17 protein-coding genes are annotated in these 18752 nt (G+C 64.1%); 3 read left to right on the forward strand and 14 right to left on the reverse strand.

Annotated features, from left to right (window positions below; genetic code table 11):
* The first annotated feature begins 27 nt into the window (after positions 1-27).
* Positions 28-960: a LysR family transcriptional regulator gene (locus CK498_RS20050; RefSeq protein ID WP_095622642.1), complete on the forward strand. Its 933-nt coding sequence runs from the start codon at positions 28-30 to the stop codon at positions 958-960.
* Positions 961-1011: 51 nt separating this feature from the next.
* Here CK498_RS20050 and ilvD read toward each other — a convergent pair whose 3' ends face one another.
* The 12 genes from ilvD to mdlC form a co-directional block, all read right to left on the reverse strand.
* Positions 1012-2709, reverse strand: coding sequence for a dihydroxy-acid dehydratase (gene ilvD / locus CK498_RS20055; RefSeq protein ID WP_095622643.1), 1698 nt, complete (start codon positions 2707-2709; stop codon positions 1012-1014).
* 51 nt (positions 2710-2760) lie between these two features.
* Positions 2761-3984, reverse strand: coding sequence for a TAXI family TRAP transporter solute-binding subunit (locus CK498_RS20060; protein WP_176475852.1), 1224 nt, complete (start codon positions 3982-3984; stop codon positions 2761-2763).
* Positions 3985-4053: 69 nt separating this feature from the next.
* Positions 4054-5400, reverse strand: a complete 1347-nt coding sequence (locus tag CK498_RS20065; protein ID WP_095622645.1) for an FAD-dependent oxidoreductase — start codon at positions 5398-5400, stop codon at positions 4054-4056.
* A 217-nt stretch (positions 5401-5617) separates the two neighbouring features.
* Complete coding sequence (gene pcaG, locus CK498_RS20070) at positions 5618-6250, reverse strand: protocatechuate 3,4-dioxygenase subunit alpha (protein ID WP_095622646.1); 633 nt, start codon at positions 6248-6250, stop codon at positions 5618-5620.
* A gap of 14 nt (positions 6251-6264) precedes the next feature.
* A complete protein-coding gene (pcaH, locus tag CK498_RS20075) occupies positions 6265-6990 on the reverse strand; it encodes a protocatechuate 3,4-dioxygenase subunit beta (protein ID WP_095622647.1) in 726 nt (241 codons plus the stop codon).
* 109 nt (positions 6991-7099) lie between these two features.
* Entirely contained in the window at positions 7100-7594 is a 495-nt protein-coding gene (locus CK498_RS20080) for a PIN domain-containing protein (RefSeq protein WP_095622648.1), read from the reverse strand.
* Positions 7578-8642 (reverse strand): XRE family transcriptional regulator, encoded by a 1065-nt coding sequence (locus CK498_RS20085; protein WP_095622649.1) that lies wholly within the window; start codon positions 8640-8642, stop codon positions 7578-7580. Before CK498_RS20085 ends, CK498_RS20080 begins: the two co-directional genes overlap by 17 nt.
* A 168-nt stretch (positions 8643-8810) precedes the next feature.
* A complete protein-coding gene (gene pcaQ / locus CK498_RS20090; protein ID WP_095622650.1) occupies positions 8811-9728 on the reverse strand; it encodes a pca operon transcription factor PcaQ in 918 nt (305 codons plus the stop codon).
* A gap of 310 nt (positions 9729-10038) precedes the next feature.
* On the reverse strand, positions 10039-10341 hold the full coding sequence (locus CK498_RS20095; protein ID WP_095622651.1) for a type II toxin-antitoxin system RelE/ParE family toxin: 303 nt from the start codon (positions 10339-10341) through the stop codon (positions 10039-10041).
* Positions 10329-10586: a type II toxin-antitoxin system Phd/YefM family antitoxin gene (locus CK498_RS20100; RefSeq protein WP_095622652.1), complete on the reverse strand. Its 258-nt coding sequence runs from the start codon at positions 10584-10586 to the stop codon at positions 10329-10331. Before CK498_RS20100 ends, CK498_RS20095 begins: the two co-directional genes overlap by 13 nt.
* Before the next feature lie 141 nt (positions 10587-10727).
* Positions 10728-11744, reverse strand: a complete 1017-nt coding sequence (locus CK498_RS20105; RefSeq protein ID WP_095622653.1) for a TRAP transporter substrate-binding protein — start codon at positions 11742-11744, stop codon at positions 10728-10730.
* 70 nt (positions 11745-11814) lie between these two features.
* A complete protein-coding gene (mdlC, locus tag CK498_RS20110) occupies positions 11815-13395 on the reverse strand; it encodes a benzoylformate decarboxylase (protein ID WP_095622654.1) in 1581 nt (526 codons plus the stop codon).
* A gap of 126 nt (positions 13396-13521) precedes the next feature.
* Here mdlC and CK498_RS20115 point away from each other — a divergent pair, with 126 nt between their 5' ends.
* Positions 13522-14421, forward strand: coding sequence for a LysR family transcriptional regulator (locus tag CK498_RS20115; protein WP_095622655.1), 900 nt, complete (start codon positions 13522-13524; stop codon positions 14419-14421).
* A 19-nt stretch (positions 14422-14440) separates the two neighbouring features.
* On the opposite strand, the gene CK498_RS20120 is transcribed toward CK498_RS20115, so the two are convergent.
* A complete protein-coding gene (locus CK498_RS20120) occupies positions 14441-15499 on the reverse strand; it encodes an SDR family oxidoreductase (protein ID WP_095622656.1) in 1059 nt (352 codons plus the stop codon).
* Positions 15500-15643: 144 nt separating this feature from the next.
* On the opposite strand from CK498_RS20120, the gene CK498_RS20125 reads away from it, so the two are divergent.
* A complete protein-coding gene (locus CK498_RS20125) occupies positions 15644-16582 on the forward strand; it encodes a LysR family transcriptional regulator (protein ID WP_095622799.1) in 939 nt (312 codons plus the stop codon).
* Positions 16583-16817: 235 nt separating this feature from the next.
* Here the strand turns inward: CK498_RS20125 and CK498_RS20130 are convergent, their stop codons facing one another.
* Positions 16818-18668: a sensor domain-containing diguanylate cyclase gene (locus CK498_RS20130; protein ID WP_217987819.1), complete on the reverse strand. Its 1851-nt coding sequence runs from the start codon at positions 18666-18668 to the stop codon at positions 16818-16820.
* Positions 18669-18752: the final 84 nt, after the last annotated feature.

Genomic DNA, 18752 nt, shown 5'->3' on the forward strand with positions numbered 1-18752 from the left:
CCGTACCGCCCTCACCTGGAGGTCGTCTTGGATACCCTGACCAACATCCGCACCTTTCTCACGGTAGTGCGTGCCGGCAGCTTTTCAGCCGCCGCTCGTACCCTGGATACCGTGCCCTCGGTGATCACCAAGCGGGTCGACCAGCTGGAGCACCAGCTCAAAGTCAGCCTCTTCACGCGTACCACCCGCAAGCTGGACCTGACCGAGGTCGGCGAGCGCTACTATCCGCGCTTCATGACCATCATCCGGGAGATCGACGATGCCTTTCAGGACGTGACCAGTTCACGGCATCGCATCGAAGAGAAGCTGCGCATCAAGTGCCCCACGACCATGGCCATTCAGTACTACGGCCATATCCTCACCGACTTCCAGCGCAGCTATCCCGGCATCCGGCTCGAACTGCTGCTGATCGACCGCTCGGTGAATCCAGTGGAGGAGAGCTTCGATATTGCCATCGGCGCCCTGCCGACCTCTTATGCCAACGTCGAGGACATCCCGCTGTGCCCGCTGCCGCGGATCATCGTGGCATCGCCCACCTATCTCCAGGAGAAGGGCATGCCGAAGCATCCGAGCGACCTGATTCACCACGACTGCCTGACCTTCCTTGCCGCTGGTAACCGCTGGCAGTTCCAGGGTGACAAGGGGCCGGTGAGCGTGGACGTCACGGCCCGGGTCAGCGTCAACGACAGCCACGTTCTCATGCATGCCGTGGAGAACCACCTGGGCATCGCCATCGTCGCCAGCCACATCGCGGAGCCCAGCCTGCGGCAGGGCCTGGCGACAGAGATACTCTCCCACTATCCCGTGCCCGATCTGTGGGTGAAGGCACTGGTACCTCGCAATCGTCGTGGCAACGCGGCCGTGGAAGCCGTGATCAGCTGGCTCAAGAATGCCAGTCAACCGGCGCCCCCCTGGGAGCAGATCCCGCTCAGCAAGATCACTCGCCAGGCACCGTCCTGACGCCCTGCGCTGAGCTCGGCCCGGGTACAAGCCGTCGACGGTATGGACGCTTCAATCCACGGCGTTCCCCTCGCTGCGTACCAGCACCGCCCCCTTCGTCAACGGTTGCACAGTACGCCGGTATTGCTGCAGCCAGCCGGTATCGAACAGCGGTTGGCGAGGGCGCCAGCGCTGCAGGCGCCGCTCCAGCTCATCGGCATCCACCTCCAGGTCGCAGCGCCGCGTATCGAGGTCGATGACGATACGGTCGCCATCCTCCACCAGCGCCAGAGGGCCGGCCACGGCCCCCTCGGGAGAAACCTCCGCCACCACCAGCCCCTTGCAGACCAGCCCTGAAAGGTGGCCATCGGTGAGCATCGCCACCTCCTCGCCCAGGCCGGCACCGTCGATGGCAAAGACGACCCGCGAAGCGCCTCCGCCCATGCCGGGCCCACCGCACACCCCAGCCCCGCGCATGACCAGCACATCGCCGGGGCGGATCTCGCCCTGTTCCAAGGCCGCCAAGGCATCGTCCGAGTTGGAGAAGCAGCGCGCAGGGCCGGTGAAGCGACGTACCTTGCGCTCCACGATACCGGTCTTGACGATCCCCGACTCCAGCGTCAGGCTGCCGCGCAGTATGACGATTGCCGGACGCGAAGCGACGGGCCTTGCCATCGGGCGGATCACGCTCTCATCCGCCACCGTGACGCCATCCAGCTCGGCCTCGAGGGAACGCCCTGTCACCGTGATCGCGTCGGCATCCAACAGCGGTTCCAGCTGTTTGAGCACCGCCTGGCAGCCACCGGCCGCATCGAAGGCCTCGATGGTATGTTCGCCCACCGGGCGCACCGCACTGAGCACCGGCACCTGATCGGCCAGTCGCTCGAAGAGCGCATACACGTCGACGTCGCAGTGCGCCTCCACGGCCACTGCCTGAAGATGCTTGACCGAGTTGATCGAGCCGCCCACCGCCAACACCGCCCGCGCGGCGTTGGCAAAACTGCCAGGCGTGAGGATGTCGCGAGGCTTGAGATCCTCCCAGATCATCTCGACGATGCGCTGGCCTGCCTGGCGCACCGTATCGCCCATCCTGGCACTGTTGGCAGCGACCGGCGTACTGCCCGGCAGCGCCATGCCCAGTGCCTCGCAGACGATATGCATCGAGTTCGCCGTGCCCATGCCGGAGCAGACACCCGGCCCCTTGACCGCCTCGCGACTCATGCCGATGAGCTCGTCACGGTCCAGGTTACCGGTCACCACATGCATGGCCCCGACGAAGACATCCTCGATATCGACATGCCGGCCCCGATATTCGCCACTGGGCTGATAGCCGCAGGACACCATCAGGCTGGGAATGTTGAGTCGCGCGGCGGCCATCAACTGACCCGGCACGGTCTTGTCGCAGGAGGTCAGACAGACCATGCCATCGAGCATGGCGCCCTCGACACTGGCCTCGATGTCATTGGTGACGAGATCCCGCGCCGCGAGGATATAGGCACCGCGAGCGCCGGCGCCGGTGATGAAGTCGCTGGGGGCCGTGGTGCGAACCTCGAAGGGCACGCCCCCTGCCTCGCGAATGGCCTGCTTGAGTTCGGCCGCGACGCCGTCGAGATGAGAGAAACAGGCGGCCAGTTCGGATGAGGTGTTGATGATGGCAATCTTGGGTTTCTCGCAATCTTCCTCGGCAATGCCCAGGGCGTGCCAGTGGGCGTTTCGCACCGCCCAGAGATAGGAACCGCGGGGAAAATTGCTGCGCAGTTTACGCTTCATGAGTCCGCCCTTTAGGTAATGGTGATGTTAAGTTCCGGCCAGCTCGCCCCCTCAGTCCAGGGCGCGAACCAACTCGCCGTAGGGCTGCGCAATACCATTCTCTTCGCGATACTGCTGCCAGAAATTCACCCAGCTCTCATTACCGGGGCTGACGTTGATTCCTTGGTCGGCGGCCAGGGCCATGGCTTCCTGATAACTGGCCACTCTCGACTGGGCAAGCTCCACCAGGGCCTCCTGACGCTCCTGGAAAGCCTCGTTCCAGCCCCCCTTTTCCTCCAGATAGCGGATGGCACCTTCGTGCAGGGGCTGCATGGCGCCGTGCTCGAGGAACAGCTTCAGGTTATCCATGCTCATCATATGGGCATGCGTGAAATCCCCCTTGAAGCTGTCGTAGGCTTCATCCATCCACTTGACCAGGTGATAGACGAAGTCCGGATCGTCGTCGCCGCGCACGTGGTACATCTGGAAGGCATGGTCCATGTTCAAACCATGTGCGGTGCCGGCACCTGAACTGACTTCCATGGGCACATAGCCCAAATTCACATTCCGATAGCGCTCATAGGCCTCGGGGTCCTCGGCCGGTTCAGGCAGCTCCAACCAGCGGATGCTGTGGGGGCTGGCCTCCGCCTCGTAGCTAGGCCCGGCAACCGGCCCGGTGATCGCCACGTCGGCACGCCCTTCGGTGACCACGGCGGTATTGGCACCGAAACTGCCCACCTCGACCAGCTCCACCTCATCATGGTCGAGATCGAGATAAGCCAGTAACGCATCGATACCCACCAACAGGAAGGCAGAACTACCTGCATAGGCAATACGGGTTCCCGGGCCTATGTCGTGGATGCTCTCTATGTCCGAGTCGCCACGTACCATGTAGCCCCATGGCGTGACCATGGCCAAGGCAATGGCACGCGTATCGGCCGGACCTCCATCACGCGACGCGAAGCCATCCACCGCATCCATCTGGTCGTAATACTCGGAAGCCTGCATCAGGGCGATGCGCCCTTCATCGGTATTCAACCAGGAGGCCCGCGAAAAACCGTTGGGAGCCGGCAGCACCCTCACCCGCGTGGGTGTCTGCGATGAGAGTTCCGTCGTCCATGCCACTGCCAGGGAGTGATTGCCCGTACCCACCGCAGGCGTGATCACATTGAAGTAGCGAGGCCATTCGTAGTCATCTTCGGCTATCGCCTGCTGACCGATAGTGGCAACTGCCAGGCTGGCGCCGAGCATGGTACCGGCTACCCACCTGAGGCCATTGAGCTGGATCTTGTGCATTGCTGTGCGCTCCATGTATTAGGAAACATGCGTTGTTGTTGTGTCGGCGCCTCGCGCCATACTGGCTGTTCAGGAGGTCGCGACCTTATTCGCCAGGTCTGCTTCGCTCCATCGATAGTGTCTTTTTTCGACGTTCTCCTTGACTCGCTCGCGCATCGCCGCGGTATCGATGGCGTGCACGCTGCCACTCCCCGCCAGATCCAGGGCGTGCGCTGCTGCCATACCCATGGCGATACAGGGTCCCATCACCCTGACACTCGACAGGGCTGCCGCGTCGGCATCGATGCAGCGCCCAGCGGCCACCAGGTTATGGCACTCCTCCGGCACCAGACTGCCGAGGGGGATGTAATGGACATGCTCCTCATCGAAGGTGATCCAGTGGTGGCCATCGCTATGGTCGTGCAGTTCGATGGGCCAGGCAGTTCGGCCGATGGCATCATCGAACCGATAACCGCTCTTCAGCTCCTCGACGGTGAGATGGTGACGCCCCACGATCCAGCGCGTCTGGCGAATCCCCGGTAGGCCGAAGGATCTGATTCGCGCCTTACCGAAGCACTCGGGAAACTCCTGGCGCAGGAACTCCACCCCCCGGGAGGCCTGCTCCTTGCCCTCCAAGGCCTTGGCCGATGCCTCAACCGGGTCCAGCGGAGTCTCGACATGGGTCATGTTCATCGCCGCGATACCGCTGCCGGGGATGATGAAACCGAGCCCCTCACGACGCAGCAGACCATAGGCGTCGCCTCTCTCCTTCATGCGCTGGCTGATCTCCTGCTTCGTCGGCTGATGGCGCTCATCGATATGTTCGAGTACCACCATCTGGGTACCGAAGACGCCCTGTCTGGCCGGCTCACGGCAGGCGAACCCTGCCTGGTAGGTCAGCGCCGCATCGCCGCTGGCATCGACGAAGCCCTGCGCCTCGATGCTCACCACCCCGTAGCGGGTCATGAAGTCGCTACGTACGATCCGGCCATCCTCGACATGGGCATCGAGCAGCATGGCCCCCAGTAGCGGCGTGATGTCGGCCTCGAGGACACTGTTCTCGCTCCAGCGTCCCAGCGCCACCTCGTCGTAGTAGACCACCGTGGTATTGGGGCCATTGCGATAGTGAATCGCCCCCTCCTGCTCCTCGAGGTAACTCAGGATGTCATCGGCGATGCCGTGCGTGAACTGGTAGCCATGGGTGCCGTTCGAGAAGAGCCCGCAAAAGGTGGCAATGATCGAATTGACCGCCTGCCCACCCAACGCCGGCTGGCTGTCGACCAGAACGACACTGCGTCCCAGCTTGGCCGCCTGCAGGGCCGCCGACATGCCGGCGATACCGGCGCCCACGACACAGATATCGGCCTTGAGATGTCGCGTGGCACGCGCATTGCCACGCCGCACGATGCGCGTCTCGGTGCTCGGTGAACCCGCCATGTAAGCTATCTCCCGTTGTCGTTTCCCTGGAGACTAGACAAGGGAGTCTTTTGGAAAAATAGCCTTATCAAGACAGCAGCTTTCGCCATATGCGAAAAGCGAGTCTGCACGGGGATACCAGGCCAGCCGGGGGAGAGACTCCCGCCCTCATGATCAGGTCCATCCAGACACAAACCCCCGCCATGGCGGGGGTAGGATCCTGCACGCTGGACGCGCCTCAAAAGTCGAAGAACACCGTCTCGCCGTCGCCCTGCAGGCGAATATCCAGGCGGTAGCGCACCTTACCGTCGGCCTCCTCGCGTTTGGCGATCAGCGTCTGGCGGCGCGCCGGCGACTCGATGGCACTGAGCACCGGGCAGGCGGCATTGGCGTCCGCTTCGTCCTCGAAGTAGAGGCGCGTCTGCAGCTGGATATTCACGCCGCGGGCGAAGATCGCCAGGTTGATGTGCGGCGCCATGGTCTTGCCGTCGCCGCGGGTGATGGCCCCCGGCTTGATGGTGGCCAAGGTCCACTCGCTGTCGCCCACCGCGGTGGTGGCGGTGCGGCCGAAGCTGTTGAACGGCTTCTGTAGATCGAAGGCCGGCTGATACTGGCCCTGGCTATCGGCCTGCCAGGCCTCGATCAACGCATCGCGCACCAGGTCACCGTTGCCGTCGATCACCTGGCCGACCACCTCGATATGCTCGCCGTCGGCTTCGGGCTTGGCCAACTGGTTCCAGATCTCTTCATCGCGCTCGGGCAGGCCGGCGACATCCAGTGCCAGGCCGATGTGCACGTAGGGGCCGGCGGTCTGGGAGGCGGTCTCGCGCAGCATCAGGTCGTGGGTACCGACGCTATTGGGCTGTTGCATGGCGGTCTCTCCCGTCACTGGTTTTCGAAGTAGGTCTGCAGCTCGCCGCGTACCACCAGGTCGAAGCGGTAGGCCAGGCAGTCCATGGGGCGGCTGCGCGCCATGTCGAGGCGGCCGATCATGGTCTCGACGGCGTCCGGGTCGTTGATCGTCTGCACGATGGGGCAGATCGGGATCAGCGGGTCGCCCTCGAAGTACATCTGGGTGATCAGGCGGGTCGAGATCGACGGGCCCATCACCGAGACGTGGATATGCGCCGGGCGCCAGGTATTGATGCCGTTGGGCCAAGGATAGGGGCCGGGCTTGATGGTACGGAAGCGGTACCAGCCGTCGTCGTCGGTAAGGCAGCGGCCGACGCCGCCGAAGCTGGGGTCGAGGGGCGCCAGGTAGGCGTCTTTCTTGTGGCGATAGCGGCCGCCGGCGTTGGCCTGCCACATCTCCACCAGGGTGTGCGGCACCGGCTTGCCGTACTGGTCGACCACGCGCCCGAACATGATGATGCGCTCGCCGATGGGCAGCGCATCCTGGCCCTCGCGGTAGTTCATCAGCAGGTCATTGTCGTGGGGGCCCATGCGCAGGGCGCGGAAATCCGGCCCGCTTAGCTCGGAGACGCTGGGCCGCTGCAGGCTGACCAGCGCCTGGTTGGGCGAACGTGCCACGGTGGTCTTGTAGCCCGGCGCATAGGCCGGCGGATGCCAGTTACGGTCGCGCTCGACGTAGCGCTTGTTGTCGTCTTGCATGGCGAAAAGCCCTCTGCTGGCGTGGATCGCGGGCCATGCCGCGGGTTGGCCAGTAGTGTGGCGCGTCGTCGCAGGGCTGCCAATTGACGACTTGGGGCACCGACATAACTTATGGGTTATGGGTATCGATGCGATCTAATGAACTGAGGGCGAGCTGCCAAGGAAGGCGTCTGCCATTTTCCCGCATCCGTGCATAGGCAGTCTTTGCCTCCTCCCTGGTGATGATCTGATGGCAAACGAGCTGATTAACGATCCATAGGGTCCCCATCACTTCGACACCTTCCCTATCGGCAGCAGCCCGAAGTCTCTGGTCCCCCGTCAGAAGTGGGCACTGCTCTTGCCTGGCCAGCGCCAGAGCGAAACAGTCGTTTCTGCTCACTCCGGAACAGCGCTGTATGAGTGCCACCGCATAATGGAGCGTCGCCGAGGTAAGCTCCCCCTGCGACAGCCCCATATCCAGAAGGTGTCTATGCTGGGCTTCCAATTCTTCTGCAAACAGAATATCGGGAACGGCGAACTCATAGGGAAGCCGAAATAGCTCGTCCATGAGCTTGCCTTCTTCAAGGTCAATCAGAATATTGGTATCGCTAATGAGCAACTGCATCCAGCTGCTCCAGCTTCCGTTCCTGGTGGAACTGCATTAGGGGAATCCCCAGCAGCTCTGCGGCCTTGGATTCGCTAACAATCCCCTCACCGAGTGCTCGATACACCAGTTGCTGGAATGTCAGGGTGACTTCCGCAGGGTAAGCGTTCCCTGGCTCCACTTTGTGCCAGCGGTTTTTCGAGAACTTGATCATCATCCCACGATGTTCAGCCGACGTGATGATACCGAGATCCTTGGCACGATAGAGACAAGCCTTCATGCTCAGCCCGTACTCCATCTTCATCAGGTAGAGCTCTTTCGGCTCAAGATGCTGGCGTGATGGGCCGAGCTGTTGACGCATCGATCCGGCCGGCAACAAAAAAGCGCCAGCAAAGCGGTTACAGGCTTGCTCTTCATCCAATGTGGCAGCCAGTCGTCCCTGCAACAATAGGTGCCCAAGCTCATGAGCCAGTGTGAATCGCTGGCGGTCCCCAGGCCAATTGGACGATACGACGATGACGGGCAATCCTGCTATCTGTGCTTGCAGGCCATCAAACTTGGACTGCTCATCGACGTCCGTCATGATCACGAGGATACCGCGGGCTTCGAGCTCATCGACCAAGTCTGGGATAGGATTCTGTCCCAGCTGCCAGCTCGACCGCAGGCCGTCGGCAACTGCGTCCACCTCGTCCAATGTCTCGACCCGCTCTGGCAAGTCGTCTGGCTTCTTGAAGTCGGCGAGCGGGAAGTTCGGCCAAAGGTTGGTTAGTTCGTGCCAACGCTCTGCCTGATCGAGCACATCCGCATGGATACGCTTGAGGATGCCTGCCGGCAACGTCGATCGCTTGCGATACTCCACCTCACCGAGTTCGACCTGTACAGGGCGGAAGAAGTATTCGCTACGTACGCCCAGTGACTTGGACAGCTTGATCAGTACGCCTGAGCTGGGCATGCACTGGTCATGCTCGTACTTCTTGATCATGTTGGCACTCACGCCAACCTGCTGCCCCAAGGCCTGCATGGATAAGCCAGCGGCCGCGCGTGCACGCTTGATTCGCTCTCCAATCATGCTGGCCTCTCAAGGTTTATGAATCATATAAATTCATGGTAGACGTAAACCATACAGCCTAGCAAACCACCACTGAAAGAGCACATGGAATGTTCTAATTAGGAAGCATCCAACATCATCGCCAGCGTTGCCTGTCCCGTGGATATCGAGTGAGTCATTGCACAAGCGCTAATACGCAGCCGCCGCCTCGCGCAGTGCCTCGCAGAACGCCTCGAGCCCCAGCGAGGGCTGCAGGCTGGCGTTACGGCAGAAGCCCACCGAGCCGCCCTGGTCCTCCAGCGGCAGCGCCAGCTCGACCAGTAGCCCGGCAGCGATGTCGTCGGCCACCGCCTCGCGCGGGGCGACCCACAGCGCGTCGCTGTCGAGGGTGTAGCGGCGGCTGATCGGCAGCGACAAAGTCTCTAGACGGCGGCCGGGCAGGCCCAGGCCATGGCGCACGCAGAAGCTGTCGACCCGCTGGCGCAGGGTGGTCTGCGGCGGTGGCAGCACCCAGGCCAGTTCGCTCAAGCGCTCGGCGGGCAAGGGGGTGATGCCGGCCAGCGGATGGCCACCGCGCACCACCAGCAGCAGCGGCTCGTAGTAGAGGTGTTCGAAGGTCAGGTCGCGGATCTCGCGGGCCTCGGTCATGCGCCCCACCACCAGGTCGAGTTCGCCGGCGCGCAGCTGCGAGAGCAGGTAGGCGCTGGCCCCGGTGACCACCTTGACGCCGCTGTCGGGCGCCTCGAGAGCGGCCTGCCAACGCAGGATCGCCCGCGGCAGCAGCTGGCTCTCCACCGTAGAGAGCGCCCCGACCCGCAGCCACTCGCCGCTGCCCTGGGCGGCACTCACCGCGCCGACGCCCTCCTCCAGCGCGCGCAGCGCGGGCCCTGCGTGGCGCAGCAGGGTGAGGCCGGCCTGGGTCAGCGCCACGCCCTTGGCGGTGCGCTCGAACAGCGGCACGGCGACGCTCTCCTCGAGCTCGCGGATGGCCTTGGAGATGCCCGGCTGGGTGATCGCCAGGCTCTCGGCGGCACGCGCAAAGCTGCGCCGCTTGGCGACCTCGAGAAAGGCCTGCAGATGGCGCAGCTTGATACGCGGATTGAGCATGGCAAACGACCGGCGATGGCGTAAAAGCGTTACCTTCGCCGATCAGGCGCCAAAACGGAACCGCCACCTATTGCGCACACTTCTAGATCGGCTCCGTAACGCCGCAAGCGACGGCGGACTTGCACGCCGATATCGGCGCGCCTATAGTCCTTTGCAACACACCCGCCAAGCCTATGATTGCTCCGGCAGTCACGCTTAAATCGCGCGGGTTTTTTATTGCCTGCTATCTAGCCTGTGCCACCCGCCACCGAGCCGAGCCTTAAGCTCCCTACCGAGCAGCGACATATCAGCATCCGAGTGCCTTGCCTGATTAACTGGGACCCAGCATATAGGCTCTAAGCTGCCGCTCCTCCCTCATGACATGGAGGATAAAAATCCGTCTCTCATCTTCACGATAAAAAACGCGACACGGTGGCACCACGACATCTCTATACACCGAGTTGGGAAGCTCTGGAGGAGCCCGCCCGGACTGGGGAAAATCTGCCAGGCGCTCGGTGCCAGCGAAAATCCGTTCGACCAACTGGCTTGCCGCTGTAGGGTTATCCAACGCGATGTACTCGGCGATGGCGTCCAGATCCTGAAGCGCTGGTTCCGTCCAGATCACTTCAGCCATTTACGCATTTTCTCCTTGGCCTCACCTTGGCTGAAGGTTCTCTCCTCGAGCACCGCACGCTCCCCGCGTGACAGCCCCTCCAAAAGCTCAAGCCGGCGCTGCATGAACTCGTAATACTGCACGTCAACAAGATAGGCGGAGGGCTGGCCATGCTCGGTGATCATTATCGGCTCCTTCGACGCGCGCAGCTCCGCCAGAATCCGCGTGGCCTGGCGCTTGAGGTTCGTCACAAGCTCAACTTTCATCGGCTTACCTCTGAACGAGAGTGATAGTGCCACTATAGTATCACCCGCCTGCTGCTGCTATCACAGCCGTCCCGCACACAAAGGCGCGGCAATGCTGCGGAGCGTCTAATCTGCCTCGCTGTGGCGAAGATGGGTCAGCTCTTAAGATCGGCACGCCTCGCTCAGTTCCAGGGCTCGTGCATGCACCTCGCGGGCGTTGTCGATGCCGCGCTCCTCGAGGCGGGTCAGGTAACCCTCGGTGCCCTCCTGCAGCGCCTCGGCCCACTCCGGGTCGTTAAGCGGATCCTCCACGCTGTGGATGGTGCCGCCCTGGGCCACGGCCTCCTCGCGCCCTTCGCGGTCGAGGCGGTCGTAGACATCGCCGGCACGCGCCGCCCACTCCATCCCTGTGTGGGCGTCGATGGCCTCCTGCACCTCGGGGGCCAGCCGCTCGTAGCTGTCGAGGTTCATCACCGCCATGGCCACCCCGGTGTAGTAGGGCACCTCGAGGTGATACTCGGCCAGCTCGTTGATGCCGAAAGTCTTCATCGCCTGCCACGGGAAGCTCAGGCCGTCCATCACGCCGCGCTGCATCGAGGTGTAGATGTCCGGCGCCGGCATGCCCATGGGCTGGGCGCCGAGGCGTTCGAGCATCTCGCCGGCGACATCGCTGGGGCGGCGAATGCGCAGGCCGCGCAGGTCGTCGGGGGTCTGCAGTTCGTCGCCGCGGGTGTGCAGGTAGGCCGGCCCGGTGGCGAACATGTAGAGCACCTTGACGTCGTCGTACTCGTCGCTGATCAGGCCTTCGTCATACAGCGACTGCAGCACACAGGAGCCCTGGGAGGAGCTGGACGAGACGCCCGGCAGCTGGACGATCTCCGAGAGCGGGAAGCGCCCCGAGGTGTAGCCCTGCATGGTGATGGCGATATCCGAAATGCCGTTGACCGCGCCCTGGTAGGCCTGGTCCGACGGCCCCAGGGTCTGGGAGGGGTAGTTCTCGACCGTGACCGCGCCGTTGGTGGCTTCCTCGAGGCTCGCCGCCCAGGCCTCGAAGATCTCCTGATTGACCTCCGAGCCGGAGGGCCAGAAGTGCGCCATGCGCAGGGTGTCGGCGTGGGCGGCGGTCGCCGCGGCGGCCACGCAGGTGGCCAGCAGGCAGCGGGAGATGGCGTGTTTCATGGTAGTGACCTCTGTTGTGCTTATCGTGAGTGTCGTGATGCGAGTGGCGTGTTGTTGCTCCTGACAGGCGTCAGGTGGGCAGGGTCGGTACCTCGATCAGCAGCGGGCGATCCATGGCGAGGCCCTCTTGCAACGCGCTGGCCAGGGCCTCACGGGAGTCGGCCAGGCGCGCCTCCACCCCGTAGCCCTGCGCCAGGGCGCAGAAGTCGATACCCGGCACGTCGAGCCCCGGGGCGTTGTCCACCGCCATATGGTGGGCGAAGCCACGCAGCGCGCCGTAGGTGCCGTTGTTGAGGATGATCAGCACTGCCGGGATGCGGTACTGGGCGGCGCTCCACAGGGCGGTGATGGCGTAGCTGGCCGAGCCGTCGCCGATCACCCCGATGACCTGGCGCTGCGGCTGGGCAAGCTGCACGCCGAGCGCCGCCGGCAAGCCGAAGCCGAGCCCGCCCGCGGCAGGGAAGAAGTAGCTGCCGGGATGGCGCATGCCGACCCGCTCCCAGAAGATCTCCACCGTCGAGGTCGACTCCTTAACGTAGATGGCGTCTTCCGGCGCCAGGGCATCGAGGGTGTCGAACACATTGGCCGGGGCCAGCCGGCCCTCGCCATCCTCGGCGACCGCCGGAGTCGGCAGCGCGGCGGGCAGCTCGCGCTCGCTCTGCTCGAGGTGCGGCAGCAGCGCCTCGAGGGTGGCGTGCACGTCGCCCACCAGGGCATCGCCCATCGGCGCCCGGGCGGCCTCGCCGGCATCGCCGGTGACATGCACCAGCTGCGCCCCGGCCGGCAAATAGCGCCCCGGCGCGTACTTGTGGTAGCGGAACACCGGCGCCCCCACCACCACGACCAGATCGTGGCCCTCGAGGTGAGCGGCAATGCCGGAAACCGCCGCCGGCAGCACGCCGCGAAAGCAGGGGTGGCGCGTGGGAAACGGGCAGCGCGACGCCGAAGGCGCCACCCACACCGGCAGCCGCAGGCGCTCGGCCAGCTCGACTGCCAGCCCGTTGGCCTGGCGGGCATCGACCTCGGGCCCCAGCACCAGCAGCGGGTTCTCGGCGCCGTTCAAGCGCTCGGCCAGACGCTCGAGCTGCGTGGGGGACGGCACCCCGGCATGTTCGATCTCGCGCGCCACCACCAGCTCGGCATCGTCGCCGGCCTCGCGGTCCCAGTCGTCATGCGGGATCGACACGTAGACCGGCCCGCGCGGCGGCAGCGAGGCGCTGTGGATCGCCTGGCTCAGCGCCCGCGGCACGTCCTCCGGGCAGGCCGGCTCATAGCTCCACTTGACCAGCGGCTTGGGCAGCTGCGGCGCCTCCACGTTGGCCAGCATCGACTCCACGCCGATCATCGAGCGCGCCTGCTGGCCGGCGGTGATCACCAGCGGCGAATGCGAGTACCAGGCGTTGGTCAGCGCCCCCATGGCGTTGCCGGTGCCCGCCGCGGCGTGCAGGTTGACGAATGCCGGCCGCCCGCTGGCCAGGGCATAGCCGTCCGCCATCCCCGCCACCACGCCCTCATGCAGCCCCAGCACGTAGCGGAAATCCTCGGGAAAGCCCTTGAGGAACGGCAGCTCGTTGGAGCCGGGATTGCCGAAGACGGTGGTGATGCCCTGGCGGCGCAGCAGTGAATAGGTGACGGCGTGAACGCTCGGCATGAAGGCTCCTGAGGCGGATGACGAAAGGTTGCGTTTACGCTAGGCGCCAGCACCACATCGAGCAAATCGATAGTTTTTCTAGTTAGAATAAGAAGTATCTATTCCATGTCTTATCGGGGAGCGCCCATGGCCCACGCCGATCTCAACCTGGTGCGCACCTTCGTGCTGCTCTACGAGACCCGCAGCGTGACCCTCACCGCCCAGCGGCTGTTCGTCACCCAGCCGTCCGTCAGCTACGCCCTGAGCCGGCTGCGCGAACAATTCGACGACCGCCTGTTCGTGCGCGGCCGCAATGGCATGGAGCCCACGGTGACCGCCCGCCAGCTCTACCCTGCCCTGCGCGACGGCCTGCAGCAGCTCGAGGCGACCCTGGCCAGCGGGCGCGACTTCGACCCGGCCAGCTGCACGCGGCGTTTTCGCCTGGCGCTCACCGACCTGGGGGAGATGTCGCTGCTGCCCAGGATCCTGCCGCGGCTACACGCCGAAGCGCCAGGCATGGAGCTCGAGGTGGTGGCGCTGGAGATCGACCGCGCCAGCGACTGGCTGGCCAGCGGCAAGGTTAATGCGGTGATCTGCAGCCGCCCGCTGAACGCCGCCGACGTCGACCGACGCGCACTCTTCGAGGATCGCTACGTATGCCTCAGCGACCCACAGGCGCTGGGCGGCGAGCCCCTCGACCTGGCACGCTTCAGCGCCGGACGGCATGTGGTCGTGGCCTCGGCCTCCGGCCACGACCTGGCCGACGAGGTGATGCGGCGCGACGGCATCGAGCGCAAGGTCAGCCTGGAGATTCCGCACTTCTCGGTGCTACCGCAGATCCTCCAGGGCAGCGACCTGCTGGCGATCCTGCCGGCACAGATCGCCAGCGACTTCGCCGCACGCACACCGCTGGTGGTCAGCGAACTCCCCTTCCCGGTACCGCCCTTCGACGTGACGCTCTACTACCAGGCCGGTGCCACGAGCGCGCCCGCCCAGCGCTGGTTCTGCGAGAGCATCATCGCAGCGATTGGCGATCACGAGGCGTGACGCCGAGCACCGATGCCTGTCAGGGGATGAGCTTCTCGGCGCGCAGGCGATCGAACAGGTCGCAAAAGGCACCGCGTGTCTCACGGAAATGGTCGAAGCCGAAGTCGCGGGACTTGGTGGTGTCGTTGACGCACTCCTGATCGCGGCCCAGGTCGGCATCGGTGTGCCACCACGAAGCCAGTTTGCCGACGTCCGGCTCGACCAGATCGTGCTTGCTGGCCAGCTCGCGCCAGGTCGCTGCCGCATCGGCCATCTGCGTCTCCAGCGGCTGCGGCGTTTCCGGGCACTCCGCCACCTCGAGGCCAAAGTAGTCGCCGATCTCGCGCCACATGCGGCGCCAGCGGAAAACGTCGCCGTTGACGGTATTAAAGGCCTGATTGGCCGCGCCCGGCGTGGTCGCCGCCCACTCCATCTGCCGCGCCAGCACCAGCGCATCGGTCATGTCGGTCAAAGCGTTCCACTGCACCTGTGACCCCGGGAACACGAAGGGCTGGCCGCTCGCCTTGCAGATCGACGCGTAGACGGCAAGCGTCGTGCCCATGTTCATTGCATTGCCTCGGGCATAGCCGATCACGGTGTGCGGACGGTGCACGTTCCAGGCAAACCCATGCCGCGCGGCGGCATCGAACAGCACGTCTTCCAAGGCGTAGTAGAAGTTATCGCCTGGCACCCGCGGCTCGGACTCGCGGAACGGGGTCTCGATGCGCCCGCTGCCGTAGGCCTCGAACGAGCCCAGATACTGCTTGGTGCCGGTCACCAGCGAGGCGTGTTCCAGGTTGTCGCTATCAAGGGCCTCGAACAGGTGGCGCATCATCGCGCTGTTGGCCTCGACGTTGGCCTTCTCGTTGTCGCGACGCACCCAGGTGCAGTAGAAGACGTGGGTAATCGGCAGGCCCGCAAGCGCCTGCGCGGTGGCCGACTTGTCCAGCAGATCGGCGGCGACCGGAATCACCCCGCTCTGCTCGGTGGCGTGGCGCGACAGACCGTAGACCGTCCAGCCGCTGGCCACCAGATAAGACGCGAGATTGCCGCCGGTAATACCGGTGGCGCCAACAACGAGCGCTATGCCTTTACGCATGATCGATGCCCTTCTGGAAAGTGCGAGAAGACCCGGCCTCACGCCAGATCGATGAGCGCAGTCTGGTGGAGGGCAATCGTTGCTACAATCGGAAGCAACGCAAAACTTTATTGCATAGAGCGCAACTCAATGAACCCGAACGCCATGGACCTCAACGCCTTGCGCATGTTCGAACGTGTCGCCGCCACCGGCAGCTTCACCGCCGCCGCGCACCACTTCCACCGCGCGGTATCGTCGGTGTCGCGACAGATTCGCGGGTTGGAGGAGTCGTTGGGACAGCCGCTGTTCTACCGCCACACCCGGGCCGTCACCCTGACCGAGTCAGGCTGGCGCTACTACGAAGAGGTGCGCGACATTCTCGAACGCCTCGACATGGCCACCGAAGCGCTAACGCAACCCCAGGCAGAGCCCAGCGGCGTGCTACGCATCAATGCGCCGGTGGCCTTCGGCCAGCGCCAGGTCGTGCCGCTGCTGCATCGCTTTCAGCGCCGCTTTCCCGGCATCAAGGTGGAGCTGCAGTTGAATGATCGGGTCGTCGATCCGGTGCGCGAAGGGCACGACATCACCTTCCGGGTGGGGCACCTAGCCGACTCATCGCTGGTCGCACGGCAGCTGGCGCCGATGAACTACATCGTCGCCGCCTCCCCCGACTACCTGGCCAGACAGGGCACGCCGCAAACCCCCGAGGCCCTCAGCGAACACGACTGCCTGACCTACCAGGGCGAGCTGGGCCGTCAGCGCTGGTATTTTCAGCACGGCGAGGCGCCGAAGGAAGTCGCCTACGAGGTCGACGGCAGCCTGGCCAGCAACGACGCCGAGAGCCTGGTAAGGGCGGCCCTGCTTGGCCAGGGGCTAGTCATGTTCCCCACCTGGTTGATCGCTGAGGAACTGGCCCAGGGCAGCCTAATGGCACTGCTCGAGTCATGGCGCGGCGAAGTGATGCCCGGCCGCCGCAAGCTCTACGTGCTGACGCGTGAGCGCCAACTCAGAATACCCAAGCTGCGCGCCTTCATGGAGTATCTGTTCGAGGCGATGTCGCCCTGCCCGCCCTGGGATCGCTGGCGGGAACGACACACTGCCTGAGCGACAGGGCGCAACCGCTCCATGCTACCCGGGAGAGATGTCGCTGCTGCCACAGTGGCACGCCCGCCCAGCGCTGGTGCTGCGAGAGCATTATTGCGGCACTAAGTAGCGACGAAGGGTGAGACTGGGCAAAACGCGACTGTCGAGACAATGCACTTGAAGTGGTCCCTGAAATTCGGACCCGGCGCTCAGCTCTGATCAGACCGACCAGAAGGCCTGGTGACGACTGAGACCCTCACCCGGTCACCCATCGATCTCGCCCCAATGCCTTGACCTCGTAGAGGCGTTGATCCCCGATACGCATGAGCGAATCGATGTCCTCGCCGTCGCGCCCCGTCTGGGCGCAGCCCACGCTGACGGTGATCTTCACCACTTTGTCGTTCAGCCTGATCTCCAGGTCATAAAGGGTAGAGCGGATACGCTCGGCGATCTCGCCCGCCTGCTCGATATCGGTATCCGGTAGCAGGACCTGGAATTCTTCACCGCCCACCCGGGCCAGCAGATCAGTGGGCCTCAGGTTCTCTTCAATCGTGTAGGCCACGTGCTTGAGCACCTGGTCCCCGACCTGGTGCCCATGGACGTCGTTGACCGTCTTGAAGTGATCGAGATCCAGGCACAAGAGTGACAGCGGCGTGCCGTTGAGCTGCGCACGGGCAAGTTCCCGCCTGGCCCGTCTCATCAACTGGCGTCGATTGGCCGCGCCGGTAAGCCAGTCGGTGGCGGCCTGCTGGGTCAATCGGGCGTTGGCCTTCTGCAAAGCTTTCGTTCGTTCGGCCACACGGCGTTCCAGTTCATCTTTGGAGCGCTTGAGTTCGGTCAGGTCATGCTGCACGCCCACGAAGTGAGTAACCCGGCCATGAGAATCGGATACCGGGGCCAGACTCAGCTGAATCCACAGCGGCTGGCCGTCGCGTCGGTAGTTGCGCACCAAGGTCTGTACCGGCTGCTTGCAGCGTAAGGCGTCGTGGATTTCCCTTACGCCTTTCTGATCCTCTTCGCCGTGCTGCAGGAAGCGGCAATGCCGGCCAATAACCTCGTCGCGCGAATATCCGAACAGGGTTTCGAAGGTATCGTTGACCCAGATGATGGGGTCGTCGAGGCGACGCGCATCGGTAATGATGACCGCATCGTAGATGGATTCCATCGTGCGTTCGAATAACCGCAGCCGCATGCGCTGGGCCTCGATCTCGCCCATCAGAAGGCCGACGCCGATCCCCACGGTCGCCGTGACCGCAAGAAATTGCTGCAGGGCAAGGATGGCGCCTTCCGGGTCCTCGTCATGCAGCGCCCAGGATCCATGCACGGTCCAGGCAATGGAAGTGGCGGCCACCAGCGCCACCAGCGCCGCCGCACCGGCCACGCCAAAGCGCGCCGCTGCCCACAGCACCGGCGGTAGCAACAACACCAGCGACAGCGGATGACCGCTATCCTTCTGCCCCATCGTTACCATGAGCACCATGCCCATGACACCAAGCAGGAGAAGCAACGCACCAAGCTCGAGCAGACGCTTGCGGGTCCAGGTCTGGAGCATTCCCTGGTACTGGCGTGCGAAGATGACCAGCAGCGGCGTAAGCAGAACTAGCCCCAGGGCATCGCCGAACCACCACATCTGCCAGTGGGCAAGGTACTCGAACCGCTCTCCGGCGAGCTCGCGATACACCCCGGCTCCGAATAGCGCAGCGGCCCCGGCCGCCAACAATGGGCCGAACAGTAGGAAATAGCCTCCGCGGGAGAGGCTGTCGAAATTGAAACGTGGACCTGTGAACCAGCGGATCAGCGAGGCTGCGAGGAAGACCTCGAACAGGTTGATCAAGCCGAAGGATACTGCCGCCCACAACGGAAAGGAGGGGATGTCTGCGATGATCTCCGCGGCCATCACTACCGGAATAATCCACGCCCAGCGGCGCACGGGCAGCAGTAACAGTGCTGCCAGCGCCACGGCATTGGGGGGCCAGATGATGGCCTTGCCGTCGGGTGAGATGGTCTGGGTCACACCCAGCCAGGCCCCGGCGAAATAGCCCAGCCCGACCACGACCATGATGGCCAGGCCGGTGAGCCATCCCGGTTGCTGTATTTGCGGCCTCATGTGCATGAGTTTCCTACTGGGATGCCCGGTGGATACCTGCTCGCCCACCTCTATCCCTAAGGCATGACAAACGCCTTTTGTCGC

The sequence above is a fragment of the Halomonas salipaludis genome, from assembly GCF_002286975.1.
Taxonomy (GTDB): Bacteria; Pseudomonadota; Gammaproteobacteria; order Pseudomonadales; family Halomonadaceae; genus Franzmannia; species Franzmannia salipaludis.

Coding starts and splice junctions, on each gene's coding strand:
- CK498_RS20060 (WP_176475852.1), bottom strand. CDS start 3,984: ATGCACAAGATCCAGCTCAATGGCCTCAGGTGGGTAGCCGGTACCATG.
- CK498_RS20105 (WP_095622653.1), bottom strand. CDS start 11,744: ATGAAACACGCCATCTCCCGCTGCCTGCTGGCCACCTGCGTGGCCGCC.
- ilvD (WP_095622643.1), bottom strand. CDS start 2,709: ATGAAGCGTAAACTGCGCAGCAATTTTCCCCGCGGTTCCTATCTCTGG.
- CK498_RS20115 (WP_095622655.1), top strand. CDS start 13,522: ATGGCCCACGCCGATCTCAACCTGGTGCGCACCTTCGTGCTGCTCTAC.
- CK498_RS20080 (WP_095622648.1), bottom strand. CDS start 7,594: ATGCAGTTGCTCATTAGCGATACCAATATTCTGATTGACCTTGAAGAA.
- CK498_RS20065 (WP_095622645.1), bottom strand. CDS start 5,400: ATGGCGGGTTCACCGAGCACCGAGACGCGCATCGTGCGGCGTGGCAAT.
- CK498_RS20085 (WP_095622649.1), bottom strand. CDS start 8,642: ATGATTGGAGAGCGAATCAAGCGTGCACGCGCGGCCGCTGGCTTATCC.
- CK498_RS20130 (WP_217987819.1), bottom strand. CDS start 18,668: ATGAGGCCGCAAATACAGCAACCGGGATGGCTCACCGGCCTGGCCATC.
- CK498_RS20100 (WP_095622652.1), bottom strand. CDS start 10,586: ATGAAAGTTGAGCTTGTGACGAACCTCAAGCGCCAGGCCACGCGGATT.
- mdlC (WP_095622654.1), bottom strand. CDS start 13,395: ATGCCGAGCGTTCACGCCGTCACCTATTCACTGCTGCGCCGCCAGGGC.
- CK498_RS20125 (WP_095622799.1), top strand. CDS start 15,644: ATGGACCTCAACGCCTTGCGCATGTTCGAACGTGTCGCCGCCACCGGC.
- pcaQ (WP_095622650.1), bottom strand. CDS start 9,728: ATGCTCAATCCGCGTATCAAGCTGCGCCATCTGCAGGCCTTTCTCGAG.
- pcaG (WP_095622646.1), bottom strand. CDS start 6,250: ATGCAACAGCCCAATAGCGTCGGTACCCACGACCTGATGCTGCGCGAG.
- CK498_RS20095 (WP_095622651.1), bottom strand. CDS start 10,341: ATGGCTGAAGTGATCTGGACGGAACCAGCGCTTCAGGATCTGGACGCC.
- CK498_RS20120 (WP_095622656.1), bottom strand. CDS start 15,499: ATGCGTAAAGGCATAGCGCTCGTTGTTGGCGCCACCGGTATTACCGGC.
- pcaH (WP_095622647.1), bottom strand. CDS start 6,990: ATGCAAGACGACAACAAGCGCTACGTCGAGCGCGACCGTAACTGGCAT.